Annotated in this window: 24 protein-coding genes; 11 read left to right on the top strand and 13 right to left on the bottom strand. The window is 61.9% G+C overall.

All coding sequences use genetic code 11. The features are described 5' to 3' along the window. On the bottom strand, nt 1-2,181 hold a 2,181-nt coding region (gene glyS / locus Q0R02_RS00245; RefSeq protein WP_293879783.1), incomplete at its 3' end, for a glycine--tRNA ligase subunit beta. After that, nucleotides 2,178-3,044 carry a glycine--tRNA ligase subunit alpha gene (locus Q0R02_RS00240; RefSeq protein ID WP_293879781.1) on the bottom strand — a complete coding sequence of 289 codons (867 nt, stop codon included), beginning with the start codon at nt 3,042-3,044 and terminating at the stop codon, nt 2,178-2,180. The genes glyS and Q0R02_RS00240, both read right to left, overlap by 4 nt. A 94-nt stretch (nt 3,045-3,138) precedes the next feature. Here Q0R02_RS00240 and Q0R02_RS00235 point away from each other — a divergent pair, with 94 nt between their 5' ends. The 5 genes from Q0R02_RS00235 (at nt 3,139) to Q0R02_RS00215 (ending at nt 7,000) form a co-directional block, all read left to right on the top strand. Next, complete coding sequence (locus Q0R02_RS00235) at nt 3,139-4,026, top strand: TraB/GumN family protein (protein WP_293879779.1); 888 nt, start codon at nt 3,139-3,141, stop codon at nt 4,024-4,026. 97 nt (nt 4,027-4,123) lie between these two features. After that, nucleotides 4,124-4,786, top strand: a complete 663-nt coding sequence (locus Q0R02_RS00230; protein ID WP_293879777.1) for a 50S ribosomal protein L25/general stress protein Ctc — start codon at nt 4,124-4,126, stop codon at nt 4,784-4,786. Nucleotides 4,787-4,840: 54 nt separating this feature from the next. Further along, nucleotides 4,841-5,410, top strand: a complete 570-nt coding sequence (gene pth, locus Q0R02_RS00225; protein WP_293879776.1) for an aminoacyl-tRNA hydrolase — start codon at nt 4,841-4,843, stop codon at nt 5,408-5,410. A gap of 8 nt (nt 5,411-5,418) precedes the next feature. Continuing rightward, nucleotides 5,419-6,519: a redox-regulated ATPase YchF gene (gene ychF / locus Q0R02_RS00220; protein WP_293879774.1), complete on the top strand. Its 1,101-nt coding sequence runs from the start codon at nt 5,419-5,421 to the stop codon at nt 6,517-6,519. Nucleotides 6,520-6,532: 13 nt separating this feature from the next. Then, a complete protein-coding gene (locus Q0R02_RS00215) occupies nt 6,533-7,000 on the top strand; it encodes a MaoC family dehydratase (RefSeq protein WP_293879772.1) in 468 nt (155 codons plus the stop codon). A gap of 33 nt (nt 7,001-7,033) precedes the next feature. Here the strand turns inward: Q0R02_RS00215 and Q0R02_RS00210 are convergent, their stop codons facing one another. Genes Q0R02_RS00210 through petA form a run of 4 tightly spaced genes read right to left on the bottom strand, consistent with a single transcriptional unit; the run spans nt 7,034 to nt 10,363 of the window. Further along, nucleotides 7,034-7,582, bottom strand: coding sequence for an adenine phosphoribosyltransferase (locus Q0R02_RS00210; protein WP_293879771.1), 549 nt, complete (start codon nt 7,580-7,582; stop codon nt 7,034-7,036). 21 nt (nt 7,583-7,603) lie between these two features. Then, nucleotides 7,604-8,464 (bottom strand): cytochrome c1, encoded by an 861-nt coding sequence (locus tag Q0R02_RS00205; protein ID WP_293879769.1) that lies wholly within the window; start codon nt 8,462-8,464, stop codon nt 7,604-7,606. 10 nt (nt 8,465-8,474) lie between these two features. After that, nucleotides 8,475-9,785, bottom strand: coding sequence for a cytochrome b N-terminal domain-containing protein (locus Q0R02_RS00200; RefSeq protein ID WP_293879767.1), 1,311 nt, complete (start codon nt 9,783-9,785; stop codon nt 8,475-8,477). Further along, complete coding sequence (petA, locus tag Q0R02_RS00195; protein WP_293879765.1) at nt 9,782-10,363, bottom strand: ubiquinol-cytochrome c reductase iron-sulfur subunit; 582 nt, start codon at nt 10,361-10,363, stop codon at nt 9,782-9,784. Before petA ends, Q0R02_RS00200 begins: the two co-directional genes overlap by 4 nt. Nucleotides 10,364-10,508: 145 nt before the next feature. On the opposite strand from petA, the gene Q0R02_RS00190 reads away from it, so the two are divergent. From Q0R02_RS00190 to Q0R02_RS00180, 3 genes are read left to right on the top strand one after another with little or no spacing between them, the layout of a single operon-like run. Continuing rightward, on the top strand, nt 10,509-10,958 hold the full coding sequence (locus tag Q0R02_RS00190; protein ID WP_293879763.1) for a tRNA (cytidine(34)-2'-O)-methyltransferase: 450 nt from the start codon (nt 10,509-10,511) through the stop codon (nt 10,956-10,958). Continuing rightward, nucleotides 10,955-11,797, top strand: coding sequence for an oxygen-dependent coproporphyrinogen oxidase (hemF, locus tag Q0R02_RS00185; RefSeq protein WP_293879761.1), 843 nt, complete (start codon nt 10,955-10,957; stop codon nt 11,795-11,797). The genes Q0R02_RS00190 and hemF overlap by 4 nt, the downstream gene beginning before the upstream one ends. A gap of 13 nt (nt 11,798-11,810) precedes the next feature. Further along, nucleotides 11,811-12,401 carry an N-acetyltransferase gene (locus tag Q0R02_RS00180; RefSeq protein ID WP_293879759.1) on the top strand — a complete coding sequence of 197 codons (591 nt, stop codon included), beginning with the start codon at nt 11,811-11,813 and terminating at the stop codon, nt 12,399-12,401. On the opposite strand, the gene Q0R02_RS00175 is transcribed toward Q0R02_RS00180, so the two are convergent. After that, nucleotides 12,374-13,159, bottom strand: a complete 786-nt coding sequence (locus tag Q0R02_RS00175) for a hypothetical protein (protein ID WP_293879757.1) — start codon at nt 13,157-13,159, stop codon at nt 12,374-12,376. The two genes, Q0R02_RS00180 and Q0R02_RS00175, sit on opposite strands and share 28 nt — an antisense overlap. A gap of 70 nt (nt 13,160-13,229) precedes the next feature. Here Q0R02_RS00175 and lipB point away from each other — a divergent pair, with 70 nt between their 5' ends. The 3 genes from lipB (at nt 13,230) to Q0R02_RS00160 (ending at nt 15,082) form a co-directional block, all read left to right on the top strand. Then, on the top strand, nt 13,230-13,922 hold the full coding sequence (gene lipB, locus Q0R02_RS00170) for a lipoyl(octanoyl) transferase LipB (RefSeq protein ID WP_293879756.1): 693 nt from the start codon (nt 13,230-13,232) through the stop codon (nt 13,920-13,922). Nucleotides 13,923-13,987: 65 nt separating this feature from the next. Further along, nucleotides 13,988-14,242 carry a hypothetical protein gene (locus tag Q0R02_RS00165; RefSeq protein ID WP_293879754.1) on the top strand — a complete coding sequence of 85 codons (255 nt, stop codon included), beginning with the start codon at nt 13,988-13,990 and terminating at the stop codon, nt 14,240-14,242. 192 nt (nt 14,243-14,434) lie between these two features. Then, entirely contained in the window at nt 14,435-15,082 is a 648-nt protein-coding gene (locus Q0R02_RS00160; protein ID WP_293879752.1) for a hypothetical protein, read from the top strand. Here the strand turns inward: Q0R02_RS00160 and queE are convergent. The 6 genes from queE to Q0R02_RS00130 all read right to left on the bottom strand — a co-directional run bounded on the left by queE (nt 15,079) and on the right by Q0R02_RS00130 (nt 20,136). After that, nucleotides 15,079-15,711, bottom strand: coding sequence for a 7-carboxy-7-deazaguanine synthase (queE, locus tag Q0R02_RS00155; protein ID WP_293879751.1), 633 nt, complete (start codon nt 15,709-15,711; stop codon nt 15,079-15,081). The two genes, Q0R02_RS00160 and queE, sit on opposite strands and share 4 nt — an antisense overlap. Continuing rightward, entirely contained in the window at nt 15,708-16,400 is a 693-nt protein-coding gene (queC, locus tag Q0R02_RS00150) for a 7-cyano-7-deazaguanine synthase QueC (protein ID WP_293879750.1), read from the bottom strand. The genes queE and queC overlap by 4 nt, the downstream gene beginning before the upstream one ends. Nucleotides 16,401-16,573: 173 nt before the next feature. After that, nucleotides 16,574-16,972 carry a hypothetical protein gene (locus Q0R02_RS00145; protein ID WP_293879749.1) on the bottom strand — a complete coding sequence of 133 codons (399 nt, stop codon included), beginning with the start codon at nt 16,970-16,972 and terminating at the stop codon, nt 16,574-16,576. Between the two features lie 101 nt (nt 16,973-17,073). Further along, a complete protein-coding gene (locus Q0R02_RS00140; RefSeq protein ID WP_293879747.1) occupies nt 17,074-17,994 on the bottom strand; it encodes an Hsp33 family molecular chaperone HslO in 921 nt (306 codons plus the stop codon). A gap of 31 nt (nt 17,995-18,025) precedes the next feature. Further along, nucleotides 18,026-18,955, bottom strand: coding sequence for an ornithine carbamoyltransferase (gene argF, locus Q0R02_RS00135; protein ID WP_293879746.1), 930 nt, complete (start codon nt 18,953-18,955; stop codon nt 18,026-18,028). Beyond that, entirely contained in the window at nt 18,952-20,136 is a 1,185-nt protein-coding gene (locus Q0R02_RS00130) for an aspartate aminotransferase family protein (protein ID WP_293879744.1), read from the bottom strand. The genes argF and Q0R02_RS00130 overlap by 4 nt, the downstream gene beginning before the upstream one ends. Nucleotides 20,137-20,271: the final 135 nt, after the last annotated feature.

Below are 20,271 nucleotides of genomic sequence, written 5' to 3'. Positions count from 1 at the left end.
TTCGAAGTCTTCGCGCGCGATGGCAGCGGTCGCCAGAGGCTCCGCCGAATCGAGCGCGTCGATGAGCGCCTTTTCGGCGGGTTCGGGGGTGTAGGACAGAGGTTCCTGCGTGCCGCCGTCATGCTGAACCTGGTTCAGCATCCAGTTTTCCTTTTTCAGGATGTTTGACGCGCGCTTATAGCCGGAAAGAAGGTTCGCGCCTTCGGGGGCCGTTACGAACGCCTGCAGCGCTTTGACGCGAGCGAGAAGGCGGACGAGGTCGTCTTCGCCACCGAGCGCGAATACGGCATCGATGAGGTCGTGGCGGATGCCGGCTTCGCGCTGTTGGACTTTTAGGCGGTCGGCGAAGAAATTTAAAGCCTTTGTAAGGGAGGCAGGGTCAAGCCTCGAACGAAAAACTGAATGGGTCAGATATTCATCCCACGACGCATTCCCCTTCTTTGAACCCAGAATGAGGAGCCAATCGGGGTCACCCTGAAAGATTGCAGGCCAATCGAAGTCGCTCTTTTGCCAAAAATTATGAATTCTCCAGACACCTTTTTCAACTGTCTTTCCTTCATCGTCTGAGAATGGCAACCCTTTGGGTCCACGTCCGACGAAAGCATGAAGCCCACTCCTTCGTCCCAATGTCTCGGCAATCGCGTTGTGAAATGCAGTACGTGCTAACCCAATCGACAAACGAATGTCGTTGCGCTCGAGGATGACTGCGATTGCAAGTGCTGCGCGACGCAGTGCAAATGGATCCCGTGATCCGGTTGGGTATTCGTCCACTCCAAAGAACGCGAAAATCGTATCCAGCTTATCCGCCAAACTGACCGCGACCGTCACAGGAACCGTCGGCACATCATCGCCCTGCCCGACCGGCTTGTAATGATCCCGGATCGCGTCCGAAACCTGCGGGTCGTGGCCCTGTGCTGCGGCGTAATAGCCGCCCACTACGCCCTGAAGCTCGGGGAATTCGCCAACCATTCCGGTGACGAGATCGGCCTTGCAAAGGCGGGCGGCGGTTTCGGCCATTTGGGCGAAATGCGCGATATCTTCCTCATCCGCATTCCCGAGGCGGACGATGTGTTGTTCGATCAGCCAGCGCGCCAGTTTGGCGACCCGGTCGACCTTGTCCGCAACCGTCCCCAGCTTCTCGTGAAACACGATCTGCGACAGCTTCACCGCCTGTTCCTCCAACGGAACCTTCAGATCCTGTTCCCAGAAGAACTTCGCATCGCTCAACCGCGCGGCAAGCACCTTCTGGTTTCCGGCAACGATCCCGACCCCGCCATCGCTGGCCTCGATGTTGGCCGTGCAAATGAACGCATTGGCCAGCGCGCCTGCGGCATCGGTGCAGGCGAAATACTTCTGATTGGTCCGCATGGTCAGCTGGATCACTTCGGGCGGCACCGTCAGGAATTCGGCGTCGAACCGTCCCAGCAACGGCACCGGCCATTCGGTCAGCCCGGCGTTTTCGGCGACCAGTCCTTCGTCCGGCACCATCGTCAGTCCGGCGGCAACCGCAGCAGCGGTGGCACCGTCGCGGATGATGGCCATGCGTTCGGTATGGTCGACGATGACGTGGCACATCCGCAGTTTGTCGGCATAATCGTCCGCGCTACCGATGGTGATGGGGCCGCTGTGGTGAAACCGGTGGCCAAGCGTCGTCGCGCCACTCATCATACCGTCGATCCGGAACGGCACGATCGCCTCTCCGAACAAAGCAACAATGCCCTGCAACGGGCGCACCCATTTCAGCGATTCAGGGGCTAGCGACGCCGCCCCCCAGCGCATCGATTTCGGCCAAGGAAAGGCGCGGACGACGGCGGGCACGGCTTCGGCCAGCACGGCGGCGGTCGGGCGGCCAGGCTTTTCGATGATCGCGAAAAACACGCCGTCGCGTTCGACAAGCTGTTCGCGCGTCAGCCCCGTCGAGCGGAGGAAGCCCGCAAGCGCCTGTTCGGGAGCGTTTGCGCGTGGCCCTTTACGTTCTTCGCTGACCGGTTGCGTTTCGACGGGCAGGCCGCGCGCGATCAGGGTCAGGCGGCGCGGGGTGACGAGCGTTTCGATTCCCGCCGCCTTCAACCCGGACTTCGCCAGTTCTTCGGCAAACAGCCGCGCCAGATCGTCCGCCGCCTTCACCTGCATCCGGGCGGGGATTTCTTCGGAACGGAGTTCGAGCAGGAAGTCGCTCACGCCGCCCACCCGTTCTTTTCCATCCAGGCGGCACAAGCGCCCTTCGCCAGCTCGCGCACCCGCCCCATATAGGCGGCGCGTTCGGCAACCGAGATCACTCCGCGCGCCTGCAACGTGTTAAAGATATGGCTCGCCTTGATCGCCTGTTCATAGGCGGGGATCGGCAGGTTGCGCTCGATCATCGCGCGCGCCTCGTCGGCGGCGAAGGTGAACGACTTGAACAGCGTATCGGTGTTTGCTGCCTCGAAATTATAGGTGCTCATCTCGCGCTCGTTTTCCGCAAAGACGTCGCCGTATGTGACCCCGGCGCCATTGTAGTCGAGATCAAAGATCGAATCCTTGTTCTGGACATACATGGCCAGGCGTTCCAGCCCATAGGTCAGTTCGCCCGAAACCGGTTTGCAGTCGAATCCGCCCATTTGCTGGAAATAGGTGAATTGCGTCACCTCCATGCCATCGCACCAGACTTCCCAGCCAAGGCCCCACGCGCCCAGCGTCGGCGATTCCCAGTCATCCTCGACAAAGCGGATGTCGTGTTTCAGCGGGTCGATGCCGATGGCCACCAGACTGCCGAGATACAGTTCCTGCAGGTCGGGCGGGCTTGGCTTCAGGATGACCTGATACTGGTAATAAGCGCCAAGCCGGTTCGGGTTTTCACCATAGCGGCCATCGGTCGGGCGGCGGCACGGCTGTACGAAGGCGGCTTGCCATGGGTCGGGCCCGAGCGCGCGCAAGGTCGTCGCGGTGTGAAACGTCCCCGCGCCCATCTCCATGTCATAGGGTTGCAGGATCACGCAGCCGCGGGCGCCCCAATAGTCATGGAGGGTCAGGATCAGCTTTTGGAAGCTGAGCGGTTGGGCCACGGCCTGGGGGTTCCTTCGCAGGTGCAACAAGTCTTGTCCGCGCCTTTGCCTTGGGGGTCGCGGCGGGTCAAGCAATCGGCTAGGGGACCGGGCCATGAAGCGTATCGCATTCGTCGCACTGGCGGCACTCGTCCTCCTGTCCTGCCGGAGCAGCCAGACCGCAGCCGCGCCTCCGCAGGCGCGTCCCGCATTGTGGAAAGTGTCCGATGCCGACACGACGATTTACCTGTTCGGGACGATCCACGTCCTGCCCAAAGGGTTGGCGTGGCAGTCGCCTAAAATCGAAAAGGCGATTCGGGCGTCGAACACGCTGATGCTGGAAACGGTGCTTGACCCCAATCCAGCGGTCACAGGGGCCATCATGCTGAAACTCGGGATGAGCCCCAATCTGCCCCCGCTGATGGCGCGTGTCCCCGCGGACAAGCGGGCCGCCTTGCAAAAGGTCGTGGAGAAGGCCGGGGTGCCGCTGGTCGCGCTCGACAAGTTCGAGACATGGGCGGCAGCATTGACGCTGGCGTCGGCCGGATTGCAGGAATTGAATGCAAGCGCCGATTATGGTGCGGAAAAAGTCCTGACGGCGCGGTTCCTGGCGGATCACAAGCTGGTCGCCGGGCTGGAAACGCCGACGCAACAGCTCGGCTATTTCGACAGCCTGTCGGAGGCGGCACAACGGACGTTCCTGGTCAGTGTTGCCGACGACCAGTCCGATTCGAGGGCCGAATTCGACCGGATGATCGCGGCGTGGAGTGCGGGCGACGTCGGCAGGATCGCGCTGACGTTCGACGACGAGCTGAAATTGTCGCCCGAATTGAGCGAGGCGCTGTTGCGGCGGCGCAATGCCAGCTGGGCAGGCTGGATTACGGCGCGCATGGCGCAGCCGGGCACGGTGTTCCTGGCGGTCGGGGCGGGCCATCTGGCGGGCGCGAATTCGGTCGAGGCGATGCTGGCGACCAAGGGGTATAAGGCGGTGCGGCTGCAATAGCGCCGTTACGGTTGCGTTTTGGCCCCTCCGCGGCTATGCGCGCCGCTCCCCGCCGACCGACATCCCTGGAGGCGCAGCGGGTTATTGGAGAACAAACATGAGCGATCAGCTGACCCTGTCGGCCGAAACGCGCGAGCGGGCGGGCAAGGGAGCCTCCCGTGCCTTGCGTCGTGAAGGCCGCGTCCCTGCCGTAATCTATGGCAACAACGAAGACCCCACCGTCGTGCATCTCGAAGAGAAGGCGCTGATGAAGGCGTTGCACACCGGCCATTTCATGAACTCGGTCGTGATGATCGACGTCGGTGGCGCCAGCGTCCGCACGCTGCCCAAGGACGTGTCGTTCCATCCGGTCACAGAACGCCCGCTGCACGCCGATTTCCTGCGGATTTCCGAACATGCTAAGGTTACGGTCAACGTGCCCGTGCATTTCGAGAATGAGGACGCATCGCCCGGCATCAAGCGTGGTGGCGTGTTGAACGTCGTCGCTCACGAGATGGAACTGACCTGCGACGCGGCCGAAATCCCCGACCAGATCCTGATCGACCTGACCGGCTATGAAGTTGGTGATTCGATCCATCTGTCAGCTGTGAAGCTGCCGAACGGCGTGGCTTCGACGATCGACGACGAAGACTTCACGATCGCAACGATCGTTGCTCCATCCGCGCTCCTTTCAAAGGATGACGAGGAAGAAGCCGCTGCGGCGGCCGCCGAATCGGCTGCTGCTGCCGAATCGGCTGCTGCTGACGGCAACGCCGCCTAATGTCTGCTGCCCGCCCCGGCTTCGTGTCGGGGCGGCGGCTATCGGGGAACAGCGGTGCAACTGTGGGTCGGCCTCGGCAATCCCGGCGCTTCCTATGCCATGCAGCGGCACAATGTCGGCTTCATGGCGGCGGACGCGATTGCGGAGGTGCATCGCTTCGATCCGTGGCGGGTGCGCTTTCAGGGCTGGGCTGCCGAGGGTCGGATCGGGGCTGAAAAGATCATCTTGCTGAAGCCCGCCACGTTCATGAACGAGAGTGGCCGCAGCGTTGGCGAGGCGATGCGCTTTTACAAGCTGGCGGTTGGCGACGTGACGATCCTGCACGACGAGCTCGACCTGGCACCGTTCAAGGTCAAGGTGAAGACCGGCGGCGGCACCGCGGGCCACAACGGCCTGCGATCGACCGACGCCCATATCGGCAACGAGTTCCGCCGCGTGCGGATCGGTATCGGCCATCCGGGGCACAAGGACCGCGTGACGGGCTATGTGCTGGGCAATTATGCGAAAGCCGAACTAGACCCGCTTGCGGACCTGCTGGGGGCCGTCGCCTCCGAAGCGGAATGGCTGGCGAAGGGCGACGACGTAAGGTTTATGAACGATGTCGCGATGCGGCTGGCTAGTTAAGGACGGACATGGGTTTCAAATGCGGGATCGTCGGGCTGCCCAATGTCGGCAAGTCCACTCTTTTCAACGCGCTGACGGAGACGGCGGCGGCGCAGGCGGCTAATTATCCGTTTTGCACGATCGAACCGAACGTCGGCCAGGTCGCGGTGCCCGATGACCGGCTGTATGCCATCGCCAAGATCGGCGGATCGGCCAAGATCGTCGAGACACAGCTGGCCTTTGTCGACATCGCCGGGCTGGTCCGCGGTGCATCGACAGGCGAGGGCCTCGGCAACCAGTTCCTCGGCAACATCCGCGAGGTCGACGCCATCGTCCATGTCCTGCGCTGTTTCGAGGGTGGCGACGTCACGCACGTTGAGAACAAAGTTGACCCGATTGCCGATGCCGAAACGGTCGAGACCGAGTTGATGCTGAGCGACCTCGACAGCCTTGAAAAGCGGGTGCCGAACTTGCTGAAAAAGGGGATGCAGGGCGACAAGGAGGCCAGGGCTGCAGCGGCCGTGCTGGGTCGCGCGCTTGAACTGTTGCGCGCGGGCCAGCCTGCGCGATTGACCGTGCCTGCCGACGAGGACGAGCGGCGGCTGTTCGATCAGGCGCAATTGATCACCGCAAAGCCGGTGCTGTACGTCTGCAATGTGGACGAGGGATCGGCCGCCGAGGGCAACGCCCTCTCCGCCCGCGTGTTCGAAAAGGCCAAGGCCGAGGGCGCGCAAGCGGTCGTTATCTCCGCCGCGATTGAGGCGGACATCTCGACGATGGAGCCAGCGGACCGTGCCGAATTCTTGAGCGATCTCGGGTTGACCGAAACCGGCCTGACTCGCGTAATTCGGGCTGGGTATGAGTTGCTGAACCTGATCACATTCTTCACCGTCGGCCCGAAAGAGGCGCGCGCTTGGACGGTTCACAAGGGCGCATCGGCCCCGAACGCAGCGGGCGTCATTCACACCGACTTCGAAAAAGGCTTCATACGCGCCGAGACCATGGCGTATGACGACTATGTCGCGTTCGGTGGCGAGGCCGGTGCAAAGGACGCGGGCAAATGGCGGTCGGAGGGCAAGGAATACCTTGTCCTCGACGGCGATATCATGCTGTTCCGGTTCAACGTCTGAGGAGAAGCTCCGCGTGCTGTATTTCGAGGATATCGAGCCGGGCCGCAAATCGTCGTTCGGGCGCTACGAAGTGACGCGCGAGGAGGTGATCGACTTCGCCTCCAAATACGATCCGCAGCCGTTCCATTTGTCCGACGAGGAAGCCGCCAAAACCTATTTCGGGCGGCTGTCGGCAAGCGGATGGCATACCGCCGCTATGATGATGTCAATGCTGGTCAAAAGCATGTCGGACATCCAGCAGGCGGGATTGGGGTCGCCCGGCATTGACGAACTGCGCTGGTTGAAGCCGGTCTATCCGGGAGACGTGTTACGCCTGGAAACCGAGGTGATCGACAAGACACCGTCGCGGAGCAAGCCTGACATGGGTTCGTTTCGCAGCAGGACCACGGTGTTCAATCAGGACGATATCATGGTGCTGACTGCGATTTCGATCGGACTGATCCGGCGGCGACCCGCCCACGAAGAGATGCCCGAGGACTAGGCATGCTAATCTGTTAGCCTAATTGGCGCAAATTCAATGCCCGCCGAAAGACATCAGGCTGTTCACGCTGACCCCCGCCGCGCGCATGCGATCGGCGCCTCCCAGGTCGGGCAGATCGATCGCAAAGATCGCGCCCGCGACCTCTGCCCCGGCCTCTCGGAGCAACGATACGCAGGCCATTGCGGTGCCGCCGGTCGCGATCAGATCGTCAATGATGAGCGCACGGTGCCCCGGCAGGACGGCCCCGACGTGCAGTTCGAGGCGGTCGGTGCCATATTCCAGCGCATAGTCGACGCCGAGCGTCGCGCCGGGCAGCTTGCCCTTCTTGCGCGCGGGAATGATCCCGGCACCCAGCGCCACCGCAACGGGCGCACCAAACAGGAAACCCCGCGCGTCGATGGCGATGATACGGTCAATGTCCAGCGGACGGGCCAGTTCGACCATCGCGGTGATTGCGGCCGCGAACCCGCCGCCATCGGCCAGCAGCGTGGAAATGTCGCGAAAGTCGATACCGGGCTTTGGAAAGTCGGGGATCGTGCGAACGAGCGACTTCAGGTCGACGGGGGATTTCAGGTCGATCATCAATCCCCCATCAGGTGCAAATTATTCAGACTTGTGCTTCTTGTCAGCCCAGATCGACTGGTACGCCATATAGGTCAAACCGGTGAACAACAGCAGGAAGACAAATGCCGCCCAACCCACGCGATGACGATTGCTGAGCTTTGGTTCGGCCGCCCACATCAGAAACGCGCTGACGTCCTGCGCCATCTGCGGCACGGTTGCCTTGGTCCCGTCCGAATAGGAGACCTGGCCATCGGCAGTCAGCGGCGGTGCCATTGCGAGGTTCAAATTGGGGAAATACGCATTGTAGTGAAGCCCGGGAGGCGTCTTTACATCGGGATATTTCTTCAACAATTCGGCGGGCTGCGCAGAATAGCCGGTGATGAGGCGATAGATGTAATGCGGACCCTCGTCGCGTGCCTTGGCAATCAGTGACTGGTCGGGCGGAATCGCATTATTGTTGGCAGCCCGCGCCGCGATGTCGTTCGCGAAAGGCAGCGGGAAGTGATCCGACGCCAGCGACTTGCGCGTCGAAACTTCACCCGTGTCAGGGTTCGGGGTTGGCGTTTCTATCGCCCAGCCCTTGGCGATTGCCTTGACCTCGGGCTTCGAGAAACCAATCTGCTCGAGGTCGCGGAAGGCCACCAGCTTCATCGAATGACACGCCGAACAGACTTCCTTGTAAACCTGGAAGCCGCGCTGCAACTGCCGATTATCATAGGTGCCGAACGGGCCATCGAAGGAGAACGAAATATCCTTCTTCGGCTGCAGATTATGCTGAACATAATGTTCGGCGCTCATCATCGGCGGTGACTGGATATAGGCGACGGCGCCCCAGAGAAGTGACCAGAGTACCGCGGTAACAATACCGAGACCTGCGAGAATGCCTATCGGACGAACCATCGATACTTCCTTATTCGGCCGGAGCGAGCGACAGCGTGCCACCAGCCCCAAACGGCGCGCTTTCCCTTGCTTCACCATGAAGCACGCTTTCGGTGATCGAATTGGGGAGCGGCAATGGCCGTTCCAGCATCGAAACCAGCGGCAGGATGATAAGGAAATGCGCGAAATAATAGGCGGTCGCGAGCTGTGAGATCATCACATAGGGCTCTTCGGCCGCGGAACCTCCGCAATAACCGAGGACCAGGACATCGACGACCAGCACCCAGAAGAACTTCTTGAAGACCGGACGATAATGGCCCGAACGCACCGGCGACGTGTCCAGCCAGGGCAAAAAGAACAGCAGTAGGATCGAACCGAACATCGCCAGCACGCCCAGCAGTTTTGCCGGGATCCAAAAGAAGTCCGACGTGAACGCGCGCAGAATCGCGTAGAATGGCCAGAAATACCACTCGGGAACGATGTGCGACGGCGTCGAGAGCGGGTTGGCCGGAACATAGTTCACCGCATGGCCGAGCGCGTTCGGCGCAAAGAAGGCCAGCCCGGTGAACACGATCAGAAAAATGCCGAGCCCGAAACCATCCTTCGCCGTGTAATAGGGATGGAAAGGGACGGTGTCCTGCGGTCCCTTTACATCCACGCCCGTCGGGTTCGACGAACCCGGGATGTGCAACGCCCAAATGTGCAAGATGATCGTGCCGAGGATAACGAACGGCAACAAATAGTGCAGCGAGAAGAACCGGTTCAGCGCGGCATCGTCGGGAGCAAAACCACCCAGCAGCCACTGCTGGATCGTAGTGCCAACCAGCGGGATCGCCGAGAACAGCCCGGTTATGACCTTGGCACCCCAAAAGCTCATCTGGCCCCACGGCAGCACATAGCCCATGAACGCAGTCGCCATCATCAGCAGGAAGATGACCACGCCCAGTAGCCAAATCATCTCGCGCGGTGGCTTATACGATCCGTAAAACAGCCCGCGGAAAATGTGGAGATAGACGACGATGAAAAACATCGACGCGCCGTTGGCATGGGCATAACGCAGGAACCAACCGGCGTTGACGTCGCGCATGATGTGCTCGACCGAGTCGAACGCCCCTACCGCGCTGGCGTTATAGTGCATGGCCAGCACGATGCCGCTGACGATCTGGATCATCAGGGCCGCACCGGCGAGCACGCCGAAGTTCCAGAAATAGTTCAGATTTCGTGGGACCGGGTAACCGGCGCCGACGGCGTTGTACACGAAGCGCGGCAACGGCAGCTTTTCGTCCATGTAGCGCATGAACGGATGCTTTGGCGTGTAATGCTGGGCCCAGGGAAAGCTCATACTTTGGCTCCGACTTCGACGGCAGTATCCGACCGAAAGACATAGTCGGGAACTTCAAGATTCTTTGGCGCAGGCCCTTTGCGGATGCGCGCTGCGGTGTCGTAGGTCGACCCGTGGCAGGGACAGAAATATCCACCAAATTCGCCGCGTGGCTCGCCCTCCGCGGCGCCCAGCGGGACGCAGCCGAGGTGGGTACAGACGCCCATGGTGATCAGCCACTGTGTTTTGCCGGCCTTGGTCCGCTCTGCCAGCGTCTGCGGATCGCGCAACGTGCCGACCGGAACCGCATTGGCTTCGGCAATTTCCTTGGCCGTCAGGTGGCGCACGAACAATGGCTGTTTCCGAAAGATCGCCTTGATCGCCTGTCCTTCGGCAATCTTTGCGACGTCGAGCTCGACCGTCGCTTCGGCCAGCACGTCGGCCGACGGATTCATTTGGTTAATGAGCGGCACGACGATCGCCACTCCGCCGACACCGGCAAAGCTGATTGCCGCGATATTTAGGAAATCGCGACGACGAAGTTCGGGTTCACCCAGAATGGCAGCGTCGCTGCTGTCGATCACCGGCGTTTCGGCCATGCGTTAAAAGCCCTTGCAATGAGATGCGCCCCCGGCATCGGCCACCAGACTGGCGGTTGTCGCGCTGATAGCGGTTCGCCCGGTGGTTGCAAACGTGAAATTGACGCTATTGTTACGGACGGGCCCCCTGTCCTAAGCGCGGGCCATGAGAATTGCGCTTTACCAGCCCGAGATCGCCGGAAACGTCGGGGCCATCCTGCGATTAGCGGCGTGCTTCGGCGTCGGCGTCGATGTGATCGAACCCTGCGGATTCGTGTTTTCCGACGCGCGGCTGAAACGCGCGGGGATGGACTATATTGAACACGTCGACCTGGTGCGTCACTCTGACTGGAACGATTTCCGTGCGCAACACCGGGGGCGGCTGATGTTGTTGACCACGCATGGCACGGTTGCACTGCATCAAACCGAGTTCCGGCCCGATGATATCCTGTTGTTCGGCAATGAAGGCTCCGGTGTGCCACCCGAGGTCGCCGCGATTGCCGACGCCAGGATTCGCATTGCGATCCGACCCGAGGCGCGGTCGTTCAACCTGTCGGTGGCCTGCGGGATCGCGGTCGCCGAAGCGCTGCGCCAGACCGGAGATTTGCCACGATGATGATGCTCGACACCGAACAGGCGGCGGCGCGGGCCTGGTTCGAGGCGTTGCGAACAAGGATTTGCACCGAATTCGAAACGATCGAGCGCGAATCGGGCAGCGATTCCAGCTTTAATTACATAAGCTGGAACCGCGACAATGACCCCGATGCCGGTGGTGGCGGCGGCGTCCAGGGCGTGATGCGGGGTCAGGTCTTTGAAAAGGTCGGGGTCAACGTCTCGACCGTCGGCGGAGCGTTTGCGCCGGAATTCGCCAAGACGATCCACGGCGCGGATCAGGACCCCCGTTTTTTTGCCACCGGCATCAGCCTGGTCGCGCACATGGCCAATCCTCACGTTCCCGCCGTGCACATGAACTGTCGCTTTCTGGTCACGGGAAAGCGCTGGTTCGGTGGCGGCGCGGACCTGAATCCCGCCATTCCGATCGTCGAGGATACCGAGAACTTTCACGCGACCCTGAAAGCCGCGTGCGACGCCCACGGTCCCGGCGACTATCCCCGTTTCAGCAAATGGGCCGACGATTATTTCTATATCCCGCACCGCGGCGTCCACCGCGGGGTCGGAGGCATCTTCTACGATCATCTCGAAGGGTCGTTCCAAGAGAACTTCGCCTTTACCCGCGCGGTGGGCGAGGCGTTTCTCGATGCGTTTCCCCGGATCGTCCGGCGGCGGATGGCCTTGCCCTTCACCGACGCCGACACGGCTGCGCTGCTGGCGTGGCGGGGGCGTTATGCCGAATTCAATCTGGTCTATGACCGTGGCACCTCGTTCGGGTTGAAGACGGGGGGCAATATCGACGCCATCCTGATGAGCCTGCCTCCGGTGGCGACATGGGCCTGACGGTGCCGGCAGGATGAGCCTGACCCGCGTTCCCGACGATCATCTGGCCGCGGTCGTAACCTCGCTCGAGATGACGGCGCGCCCGCCGGTGCGTCCGATGCCCGACAGCCATTTGCAACTGATACGGTGGGAAAGCCCGGCTCTTGCCAAATATCGGGCGCTGTTCACCCGCGTTGGTACACCGTGGATGTGGTTCTCACGCGCCATCATGAGCGACGGCGCGCTGCAGGCGATTATCGGTGACTCCGGCGTCCAGGTGTGGGCGGTGGTCGACCGTGCCGGGATCGAAGTCGGCATGCTCGAACTCGACTTTCGCGTAGGCGGTGAATGCGAAATCTCGTTCTTCGGGCTGATCCCGGAACTCTGCGGCCTGGGGCATGGTCGCTGGCTGATGGCACAGGCGCTGGCGCGCGCATGGCGGGCAGGGATCGATCGGGTTTGGCTCCACACCTGCACGCTCGACCATCATACCGCGCTCAATTTCTATCGTGCGCAGGGGTTCACGGCATATCAACGCGATCTGGAAACCTTTCCCGACCCGCGCCTGACCGGCCACATGGCAGCCGAAATCGCGCCTCAGGTTCCGGTGTTGAGCCGCCGGTAGAGCATTGCGATGAAGATAGCGGCGAACGTCGACAGCGCCGCCGTCACCACGCCGATGGCCAGCGCAGTCAACACATCGGCCATAAACGGCGAACCCATGGCGCGCCCCAACAATTGGAAGGCACTGCCCAGCACGAACTGCACGACCTTGGTCAGCACGATCAACACTATAAAATAGACCAGCGCGGCGAGTATCAGGCGAGAGATGACGCCGCGTGTCATCGCAAATGCTGTCCTGATCGCCGTGATGATGCCCGGTTGCTTGTCCACGACCAGCGCGTTCAGCACGCTAAGGCGCAGGCTGAACCAGACGGCGAAGCAGGCAAAAACGACGAAATAAAGCGATGCCCAGCCCGGCAGCCGGGCATAGGTCGCGGGGTCGGCAACATTGATTCCGCTGGTGTAAAACCCGATCAGCGCGGGCGTCAGCAATAGCGCTGCGCCGATCCCGACCAGCAGCGCCGCACCCAGCAAAGTCGGCAGGCGGCGGACCGCCAGTGCGATCGCCTCGCCGACGCTGCTGCCGGGGCGCAGCACCAGCGCGATGATCGCCAATTGCCCGACGATCGTCCATAGCAGGCCGGCAAAAGTCAGCAGCGAAAGCAGCATGTTCGGTTGCGCACCGGGGGCAGCGGGCGGCACCAGCGTGTTGACGACATCGCCCACCAGGCTGGTCGCGAGCGCCAGCGGAATCACCAGCGCCACTTCGCGACGAAGGAAAGCCACTGTGTCTTCCCAGACGACATTCATCGAAATCATCGTCTTACCCCGTGGCGATCCATCGCCGTCGCTCTAGCCGCGCGCGCCGACCGGTGGCAAGGCGCACGGCATGAACGTCCATGACATCATTGGCGGCGACGGCATCGAATGGAGGACGTCCGGCGCGCTCGTTCCCTATCCCGAAGCCCTGGCTTGGATGGAGGCGCGGGCATTAGAGATAGCGAAGGGCAACGCGCGTGAGTGCATCTGGCTGCTCGAACACCCGCCGCTTTATACATCGGGAACCAGCGCCGATGCGGCCGAGTTACTCGACGATCGCTTTCCGGTGTTCGCAGCGGGACGCGGCGGGCGCTATACTTATCACGGCCCCGGGCAACGAATCGCCTATCTGATGATCGACCTCAACAAGCGCGGGCGCGATGTCCGGAGGTTTGTCCATGCCGTCGAAGGCTGGGTGATCGCCACGCTCGGGGATCTCGGGATCACGGCGTGGCGCGCGCCGGGCCGCATCGGCATCTGGACCAGTAACGGCGGGCAAGAGGCAAAGATCGGCGCGATCGGCATTCGCGTGCGCAAATGGGTCTCGCTCCACGGCTTTTCAGTCAATATCGCACCTGATTTGTCCCATTTCGGGGGTATCGTCCCCTGCGGACTGGCCGAGTTTCCAGTGACCAGCATCGCCGCGCTGGCGAACCTGGCGGGGATGGCGGCATTCGATGCGGCACTGCTGGTCGGACTCGCTGATTTTCTTGCGGAAATCGCTGCAAACAATCTGCTTGAGGGTCGCCTAAAGAAAAGCTAATGCACACGTCGATTTGGGTATTAACGGCAAACGCCGCCCGATCATGTTATCTAGGGAGCAATTGAATGCGCAAGATCGTTACACTTTCGATGGTAGCAGCCGCTGCTTTGGCCGTTTCTGCCTGTGGCAAGAGCGAGCCAGCCAACACCGAAGCCAACGCAATGGTTACCGAAATGAATGCTTCGGACGCCATGGAAGGCACGACCAATGACTCGATGACCAATGTCGACGGCGCGATGGGCACCAGCGACAACATGATGGCTGGCAACATGGTTGCTGATAACGCCATGATGGCCAGCAACGCGGGTAATGCGATGTAATCCATGGGTTAGCATCGCGCTAATCCGTCAGATTTGGGCCGTCCGGGCAACCGGGCGGCCTTTATTTTTGTGCAGTTCGACGTGCTTTGGCCGGGTTCCTGATGGCGCCCGTCCGGGTCACGCACGGGGGGGCTTTTCCCCGCCCGTCAAACTGCGTATCGCCTGCCAAGTGTTTGCGTTAAGGATAAATCCATGAAAATTCGCCCGGTTCTGATTGCGGTCATGGCATTGGCCGCCGCCCAGCCAGCCACCGCCCAGATTTTCTGGCAGTCCCCCGATTTTCGTGGCGCGCCGATCACGCCGGGTGAAGTGGGCATTGGCATCCCCATGCCGGGCGCAACCCCCGAGGAAGAAAGCGCGGCGCTGTCGTGGCAATTGCGGTCCGGGCTTAACGTGATGGCGCTCCAGTGCCAGTTCGACAAGACGCTGCTGGCGCAGGACAGTTACAACGGCATCCTGGTCAACCACCGCGACGAACTTGCGAAAATCTTCACGACCCTGACCAGCTATTTCGTTCGCAATGGTGGCAAGAACAAGAAAGCCGCGCAGGATGCGCTCGACCGCTACGGCACCAAGAACTATACCAGCTTCTCGACGGTTCGTGCTCAATATGGCTTTTGTCAGGCGGCCTCGAACATCGCACGCGCTACGCTGTTCGCACCACGCGGATCGTTCCACACCGTAGCGGTCGAACGGCTGCGCGAATTGCGCAACAGCCTGGTCCCGCAGGGTGAGCAGTTGTTCCGCTTCGGTGCGAAAATACCGGTCAGCTATCCCGATCTCGGCAAGAAATGCTGGAACGGCAACCGCTACAAAAACTGCCCCTACACAGCGGGCTAGCGCAGCCCGAGCGTCTTGTGCGCCTGCAGCGTCAGGCGCCATTGCGGATGCTCCATGACGAGGGCGATGGCGGACTCGCGCGCGGCCGCGCGGTCATCGCAGTCCATCGGCTGGATCAGGAAATGGTCGAACGACCACCCCAGCATCGCATCGATGTCGCTGCCCGGCTGGGGCCAGACCAGTTTCAGTTCATTCCCCGCGCGCTGGACGACGGTGCTTCCGGCCTTCGGACTGATGCACAGCCAATCGATCCCGGCCACGGCGGGGATCGTACCGTTACTCTCAACCCCGATCTCGAACCCGCGCGCATGGAGCGCGTTGATCAACGCCGCGTCGATCTGCAACATGGGTTCGCCGCCGGTCAGGACGACGTAGCGCAACGCCGTTCCCGGCCCCCAGAACGCGGCGGCGGCGGCGGCCACTGCGGCGGCATCGTCGAACTTGCCCCCGCCCGCGCCATCGGTACCGACGAAATCGGTGTCGCAGAACTGGCAAACCGCCCCTGCACGGTCCGCTTCGCGCCCCGTCCATAAATTACACCCGGCAAAGCGCACGAACACGGCGCGTCGCCCGGCGTGGATGCCCTCCCCCTGCAAAGTCAGGAACATTTCTTTCACCGCATAGCTCATGCGAGCAGCGGATCGACTAGCCCGGCCTCGGCAAAGCCCTTGGCGCGCAGCCGACATGAATCACAACGCTCGCAGGGTCGTTCGTTCGGCAGCGGATCGTAGCATGACCAGCTTTGCCCGGCATCGAGGCCGAGGCGCGCCGCCTCACGCGCAATGTCGGCTTTGCTCATCGCGGCAAGCGGGGCGTGGACAGTGAAGTCCTGCCCCTCGACGCCCGCCTTGGTCGCGCGGCGCGCCATCGCCTCGAATGCGGTAATGAATTCCGGGCGGCAATCGGGATAGCCCGAATAATCGAGCGCATTGATGCCGATGCCAAGGTCATGCGCGCCGACCGCCTCTGCCCAGCCCAACGCCACCGAAAGGAAAATCGTGTTGCGCGCCGGGACATAGGTGGCGGGGATGCCCGGTGCGACGCCGGTCTTATGGACGGCGATCGCCGGATCGGTCAGCGACGACCCGCCGAATTGCGAAAGGTCGAGCGGCAGCACGACATGACGTTCGGTTCCGAGCATCGCCGCGACGCGCCCGGCCGCCTCCAGTTCGATACGGTGACGCTGGTTATAGTCGATGGTCAGCGCAAACAGCCGGTAGCCTGCCTCTCGCGCAAGACCGCCCGTCACCATCGAATCAAGTCCGCCAGAGATCAGCACGACCATCGCCGCGCCGGGTTTTGCAATTTTCATGGTCATGGGGTCACGCGGCTAAACTCGCAGACCCGGCGACGCAACTTCGAAAGGCTAACAAAAAGAAGGCCGCCCGGTTCACGGGCGGCCAGTTAGACCTTTCGGTCTCTAGGGAGGAAGCGCACCAATGAAGAAGCAGCGCTGATAATCGTACTACGACACGAATGGTTAACGCCGGGTTACCGTAACGCTGCCGATGTGCACGAACCGCTGCGCCGCGCCTCCATTGCCCATTGGAACGGCGCGTTGTTGGCGATGCCTTGCGATTCGATCTGGATGAGGCGCGAAGTCTCGACCGTCACCTCGGTGCGCCCGTGCCCCGCGCCCGGACACGTATAATGGACGATTGTGGAGGCCCGGTCGTTGGCGATGACGTAGCGACTGCAGGCAACTCCGGTGTGCTGAAGTTGGAGAAGCACGCGCGCGTCGGCAAGGCAGATCGAACGGGGTCGCGTCCCCGGGGCCGTCAGCGTCCACTGCCCCGGCTCGATCTGCGCCAGTGCGGACAGCGGGGTCTCTGCTGCCGTTGCAAGAAAGACCGCAGCCGTCGCGATCAGGAATTTATAAACTGGTGTCATCTGCGCAAAGCTCGTTTGAAAAACCAAGCCGTCGTTGCGGCGGAATACGTATCCCGGACACCCGTTACCCACTGTTTGGATAACAAATCAGCCTATAAGCCTTATTTGGTCGTTACGTCACCGTTTTCAAGTTCTGCGACGGGAATTGCAAAAATTCGAGAACAAAACGCGCAATCGACACCGATCCTGCCGGTATCGTCAGCCATCGTCGCCCGCTCCTCGGCGGGAAAGCGCGAGAGCACTTCGCGAATATGAACCACGTCGCAGCGACAACCCCTTGTCAGCGATGCCCCACCGAGCAGGCGCACCTCGGTCTCCTCATTGAACAGGCGCCAGACGATCGTCTCGAGCGGCAGGTCGCGCTGCGCCAGTTCCTGGGTCTTGATCGTCCCGCCGAGGATGGCGACGTGCTCCCACTCGGGATGGTCCAGCCGCGTGTGGATGCGGTCGCGTCCGTCCTCGCCTTCGGCCAGGTGCTGCAACATCAGCCCACCAGCAACGCGGCCATGGTCGTCACGGACGACCCCGATACGGATCAGGCTGGGGATTTGTTCGGACTGCGCGAAGTAACTTTCGGCCGCATCGGACAGGGTCGCACCTTCCAGCGGGACGATGCCCTGATAGCGTTCCCCGGTTGCGACCTGATCAAAGGTGATTGCCAGATACCCCTTGCCGAACAGCGCGAATAGCGTCGGATTGGCGGGCATTTCGGCCAGCCGTTCCTCGTCGAACTTGATGTAGCCGCGCAGTTCGCCGCCCCGATAGTCGCACACCAATAGGTCGATCGGCCCACCCTCGGTCTGCGCTTGCAAGGTCATCTGGCCGCTGTCGTCTTTCAGCGTTGCACCCAGCAGCGCTGTCAGCACCAATGCCTCGGCCAGCAGCTTTTCAATCACCGGGGGATAGGCATGCGCGGCAATGATCGTTTCGAGCACCGGGCCAAGGCGCACCAGTCGCCCGCGCGCGTTGCGGGCCGCGATGGTAAAGCCCAGCGAGCGGTCGATATCCAAATTGTCGGTCATGCGTCTTTAAATGGGAAGGCCCGCGAAAAACTCAACCGAGCAGGCCAAATGCCCAGAGCAGGATCGATTTCTGCGCGTGCACGCGATTTTCAGCCTCGTCCCAGATCCGCGACTGGGGGCCGTCGATGACGTCTGCCGTCACCTCCTCGCCGCGGTGCGCAGGCAGGCAATGGAGGAAGATCGCGTCGGGTTTTGCCAGCGCCATCAGGTCCGCCGTCACCTGATACGGCATCATCGCCGCCAGCTTCTCGTCGGCATGCTCCTGTCCCATTGAGATCCAGGTATCAGAAACGACGATATCGGCCTCGCGGACGGCCTCGGCGGCGTCGCGCACGATATCGATCGATGCGCCATGCGCCTGTGCCACCGCGATATACGAATCGTCAGGATCATAGCCTTCGGGACAGCCGATGCAGACGTCGAACTTCATCAAACCAGCAGCTTCGACGATCGAATGAAGCACGTTATTGCCATCACCCAGCCACGCCCACTTGCTACCGGGAAGAGCCTTGCCGCTCTCGATCACCGTCAGCAGGTCGGCGATGATCTGGCAGGGGTGCGATGAATCGGTCAGACCGTTGATGACCGGGACCACCGCATAATCGGCCAACTCGGCCAGCTTCGTTGCGTCGCCGGTCCGCAGCATGATCGCATCGACATAGCGCGACAGGACGCGCGCAGTATCGGCAACCGATTCACCTCGCCCAAGCTGCGTCGTCCCCGATTCGAGGATGAGGGCGGTTCCCCCCAACTGGCGAATTGCCATGTCGAAGCTGACTCGCGTCCGCGTCGAGCTCTTTTCGAAGATCATTGCCAGCGTGTGGCCGGCCAACGGAGCATCGCTGTCGACCCGGCCCTTTGCCCAGCCCAGACGCGCAGCCTTCCGATCGATGGCATCGGCCAGCATCGCCGCGATGGCATCACCGCCAGCGTCGCTCAAATCCCGGAAATGGCGGGTCATGCCGGCAATTCGTAACTGGCCGCCGCGGCCGACAGTTTCTCGATGAACTCGTTGATGTGATGTTCCTCGATGTTGAGCGGCGGCAACACGCGGACGACATTCTCGCCCGCCGCCACCAGCAAAAGTCCGTGATTGTCGCGAACGTGCGCCACGAACGCCCGACTGTCTGACTTCAGCTTCAGCCCCAGCATCAATCCTTTGCCCCGAATGCCTTCGAACAGCTGGTCGTGATTGGGCATCATCTGTTCCAGCGCCGCGCGCAACCGATCGCCGGTCGCGGTCACCTGCTCCATGAAGCCGGGGGCGAGGATGACATCGAGCACCGCCTGCCCCGCCGCCATCGCCAGCGGATTGCCGCCGTAGGTGGAGCCATGCGTACCGAACACCATGCCCTTGGCCGCTTCCTCGGTTGCGAGACACGCTCCCAGTGGGAAGCCGCCGCCGATGCCCTTGGCGGTCGCCAATATGTCGGGGGTGATCCCGTAATGTTCGTGCGCATAAAGCTTGCCCGTGCGCGCAACGCCGCACTGAACCTCGTCCAGCACCAGCATCAGGCCGTGCTCGTCGCAAATCTCCCGCAGCCCCTTCAAAAACTCAGGGGACGCAGCCCGGATGCCGCCCTCGCCCTGGATCGGTTCGACCAGGAAACCGGCGGTATGCGCGTCGACCAGCGCCCGCGCGGCCTCCAGATCGTCGAAGGGGGCATAGTCAAAGCCCGGCAGCAACGGTTCGAAACCTTCGCGCATCTTGGGCTGGTCGGTCGCGCTTATGGTGCCCAGCGTGCGCCCGTGAAAGGCGTTTTTGAAGGTGATCAGTTTCTGCCGCTCAGGGTGGCCGTTGGCGAAGTGGTAACGCCGCGCCGTCTTGATCGCGCATTCCACCGCCTCGGCGCCCGAATTGGTGAAGAACACCGTGTCGGCAAAGCTGTTGTCGACCAGCCGCTGCGCCAGCGCCTCACCCTGCGGCGATCCGTACAGGTTGGACACATGCATCAGGGTCGCTGCCTGATCGGCGATCGCCTTGATCAGGTGCGGGTGGCCGTGGCCCAGGATATTGACCGCAATGCCACTGGCGAAATCGAGATACCGCGCGCCGCTCTCATCGATCAGATAGGAGCCCTCACCGCGCACCGGCCGGACCCCGCTCCGGGGATAGACTGGCATAAGGGCGGTGATCGTCATCGGTTCGGCCTTTCAAACAGAAAAGGCGACCCCGTGAGGCCGCCCTTAGCGGAGATGGCGTATATCGCCCCCGCCACGCGTCCGTCAAATGTTTAGCCAGCGGGTGTCCAACACCTCGTCACCCCGGCGAAGGCC

This window comes from Sphingomonas sp. (genome assembly GCF_025353885.1).
Classification (GTDB): Bacteria; Pseudomonadota; Alphaproteobacteria; order Sphingomonadales; family Sphingomonadaceae; genus Sphingomonas_O.
Note: the sequence above shows the minus strand (reverse complement) of the source record. Positions and strands in the feature narration are given on the sequence as shown.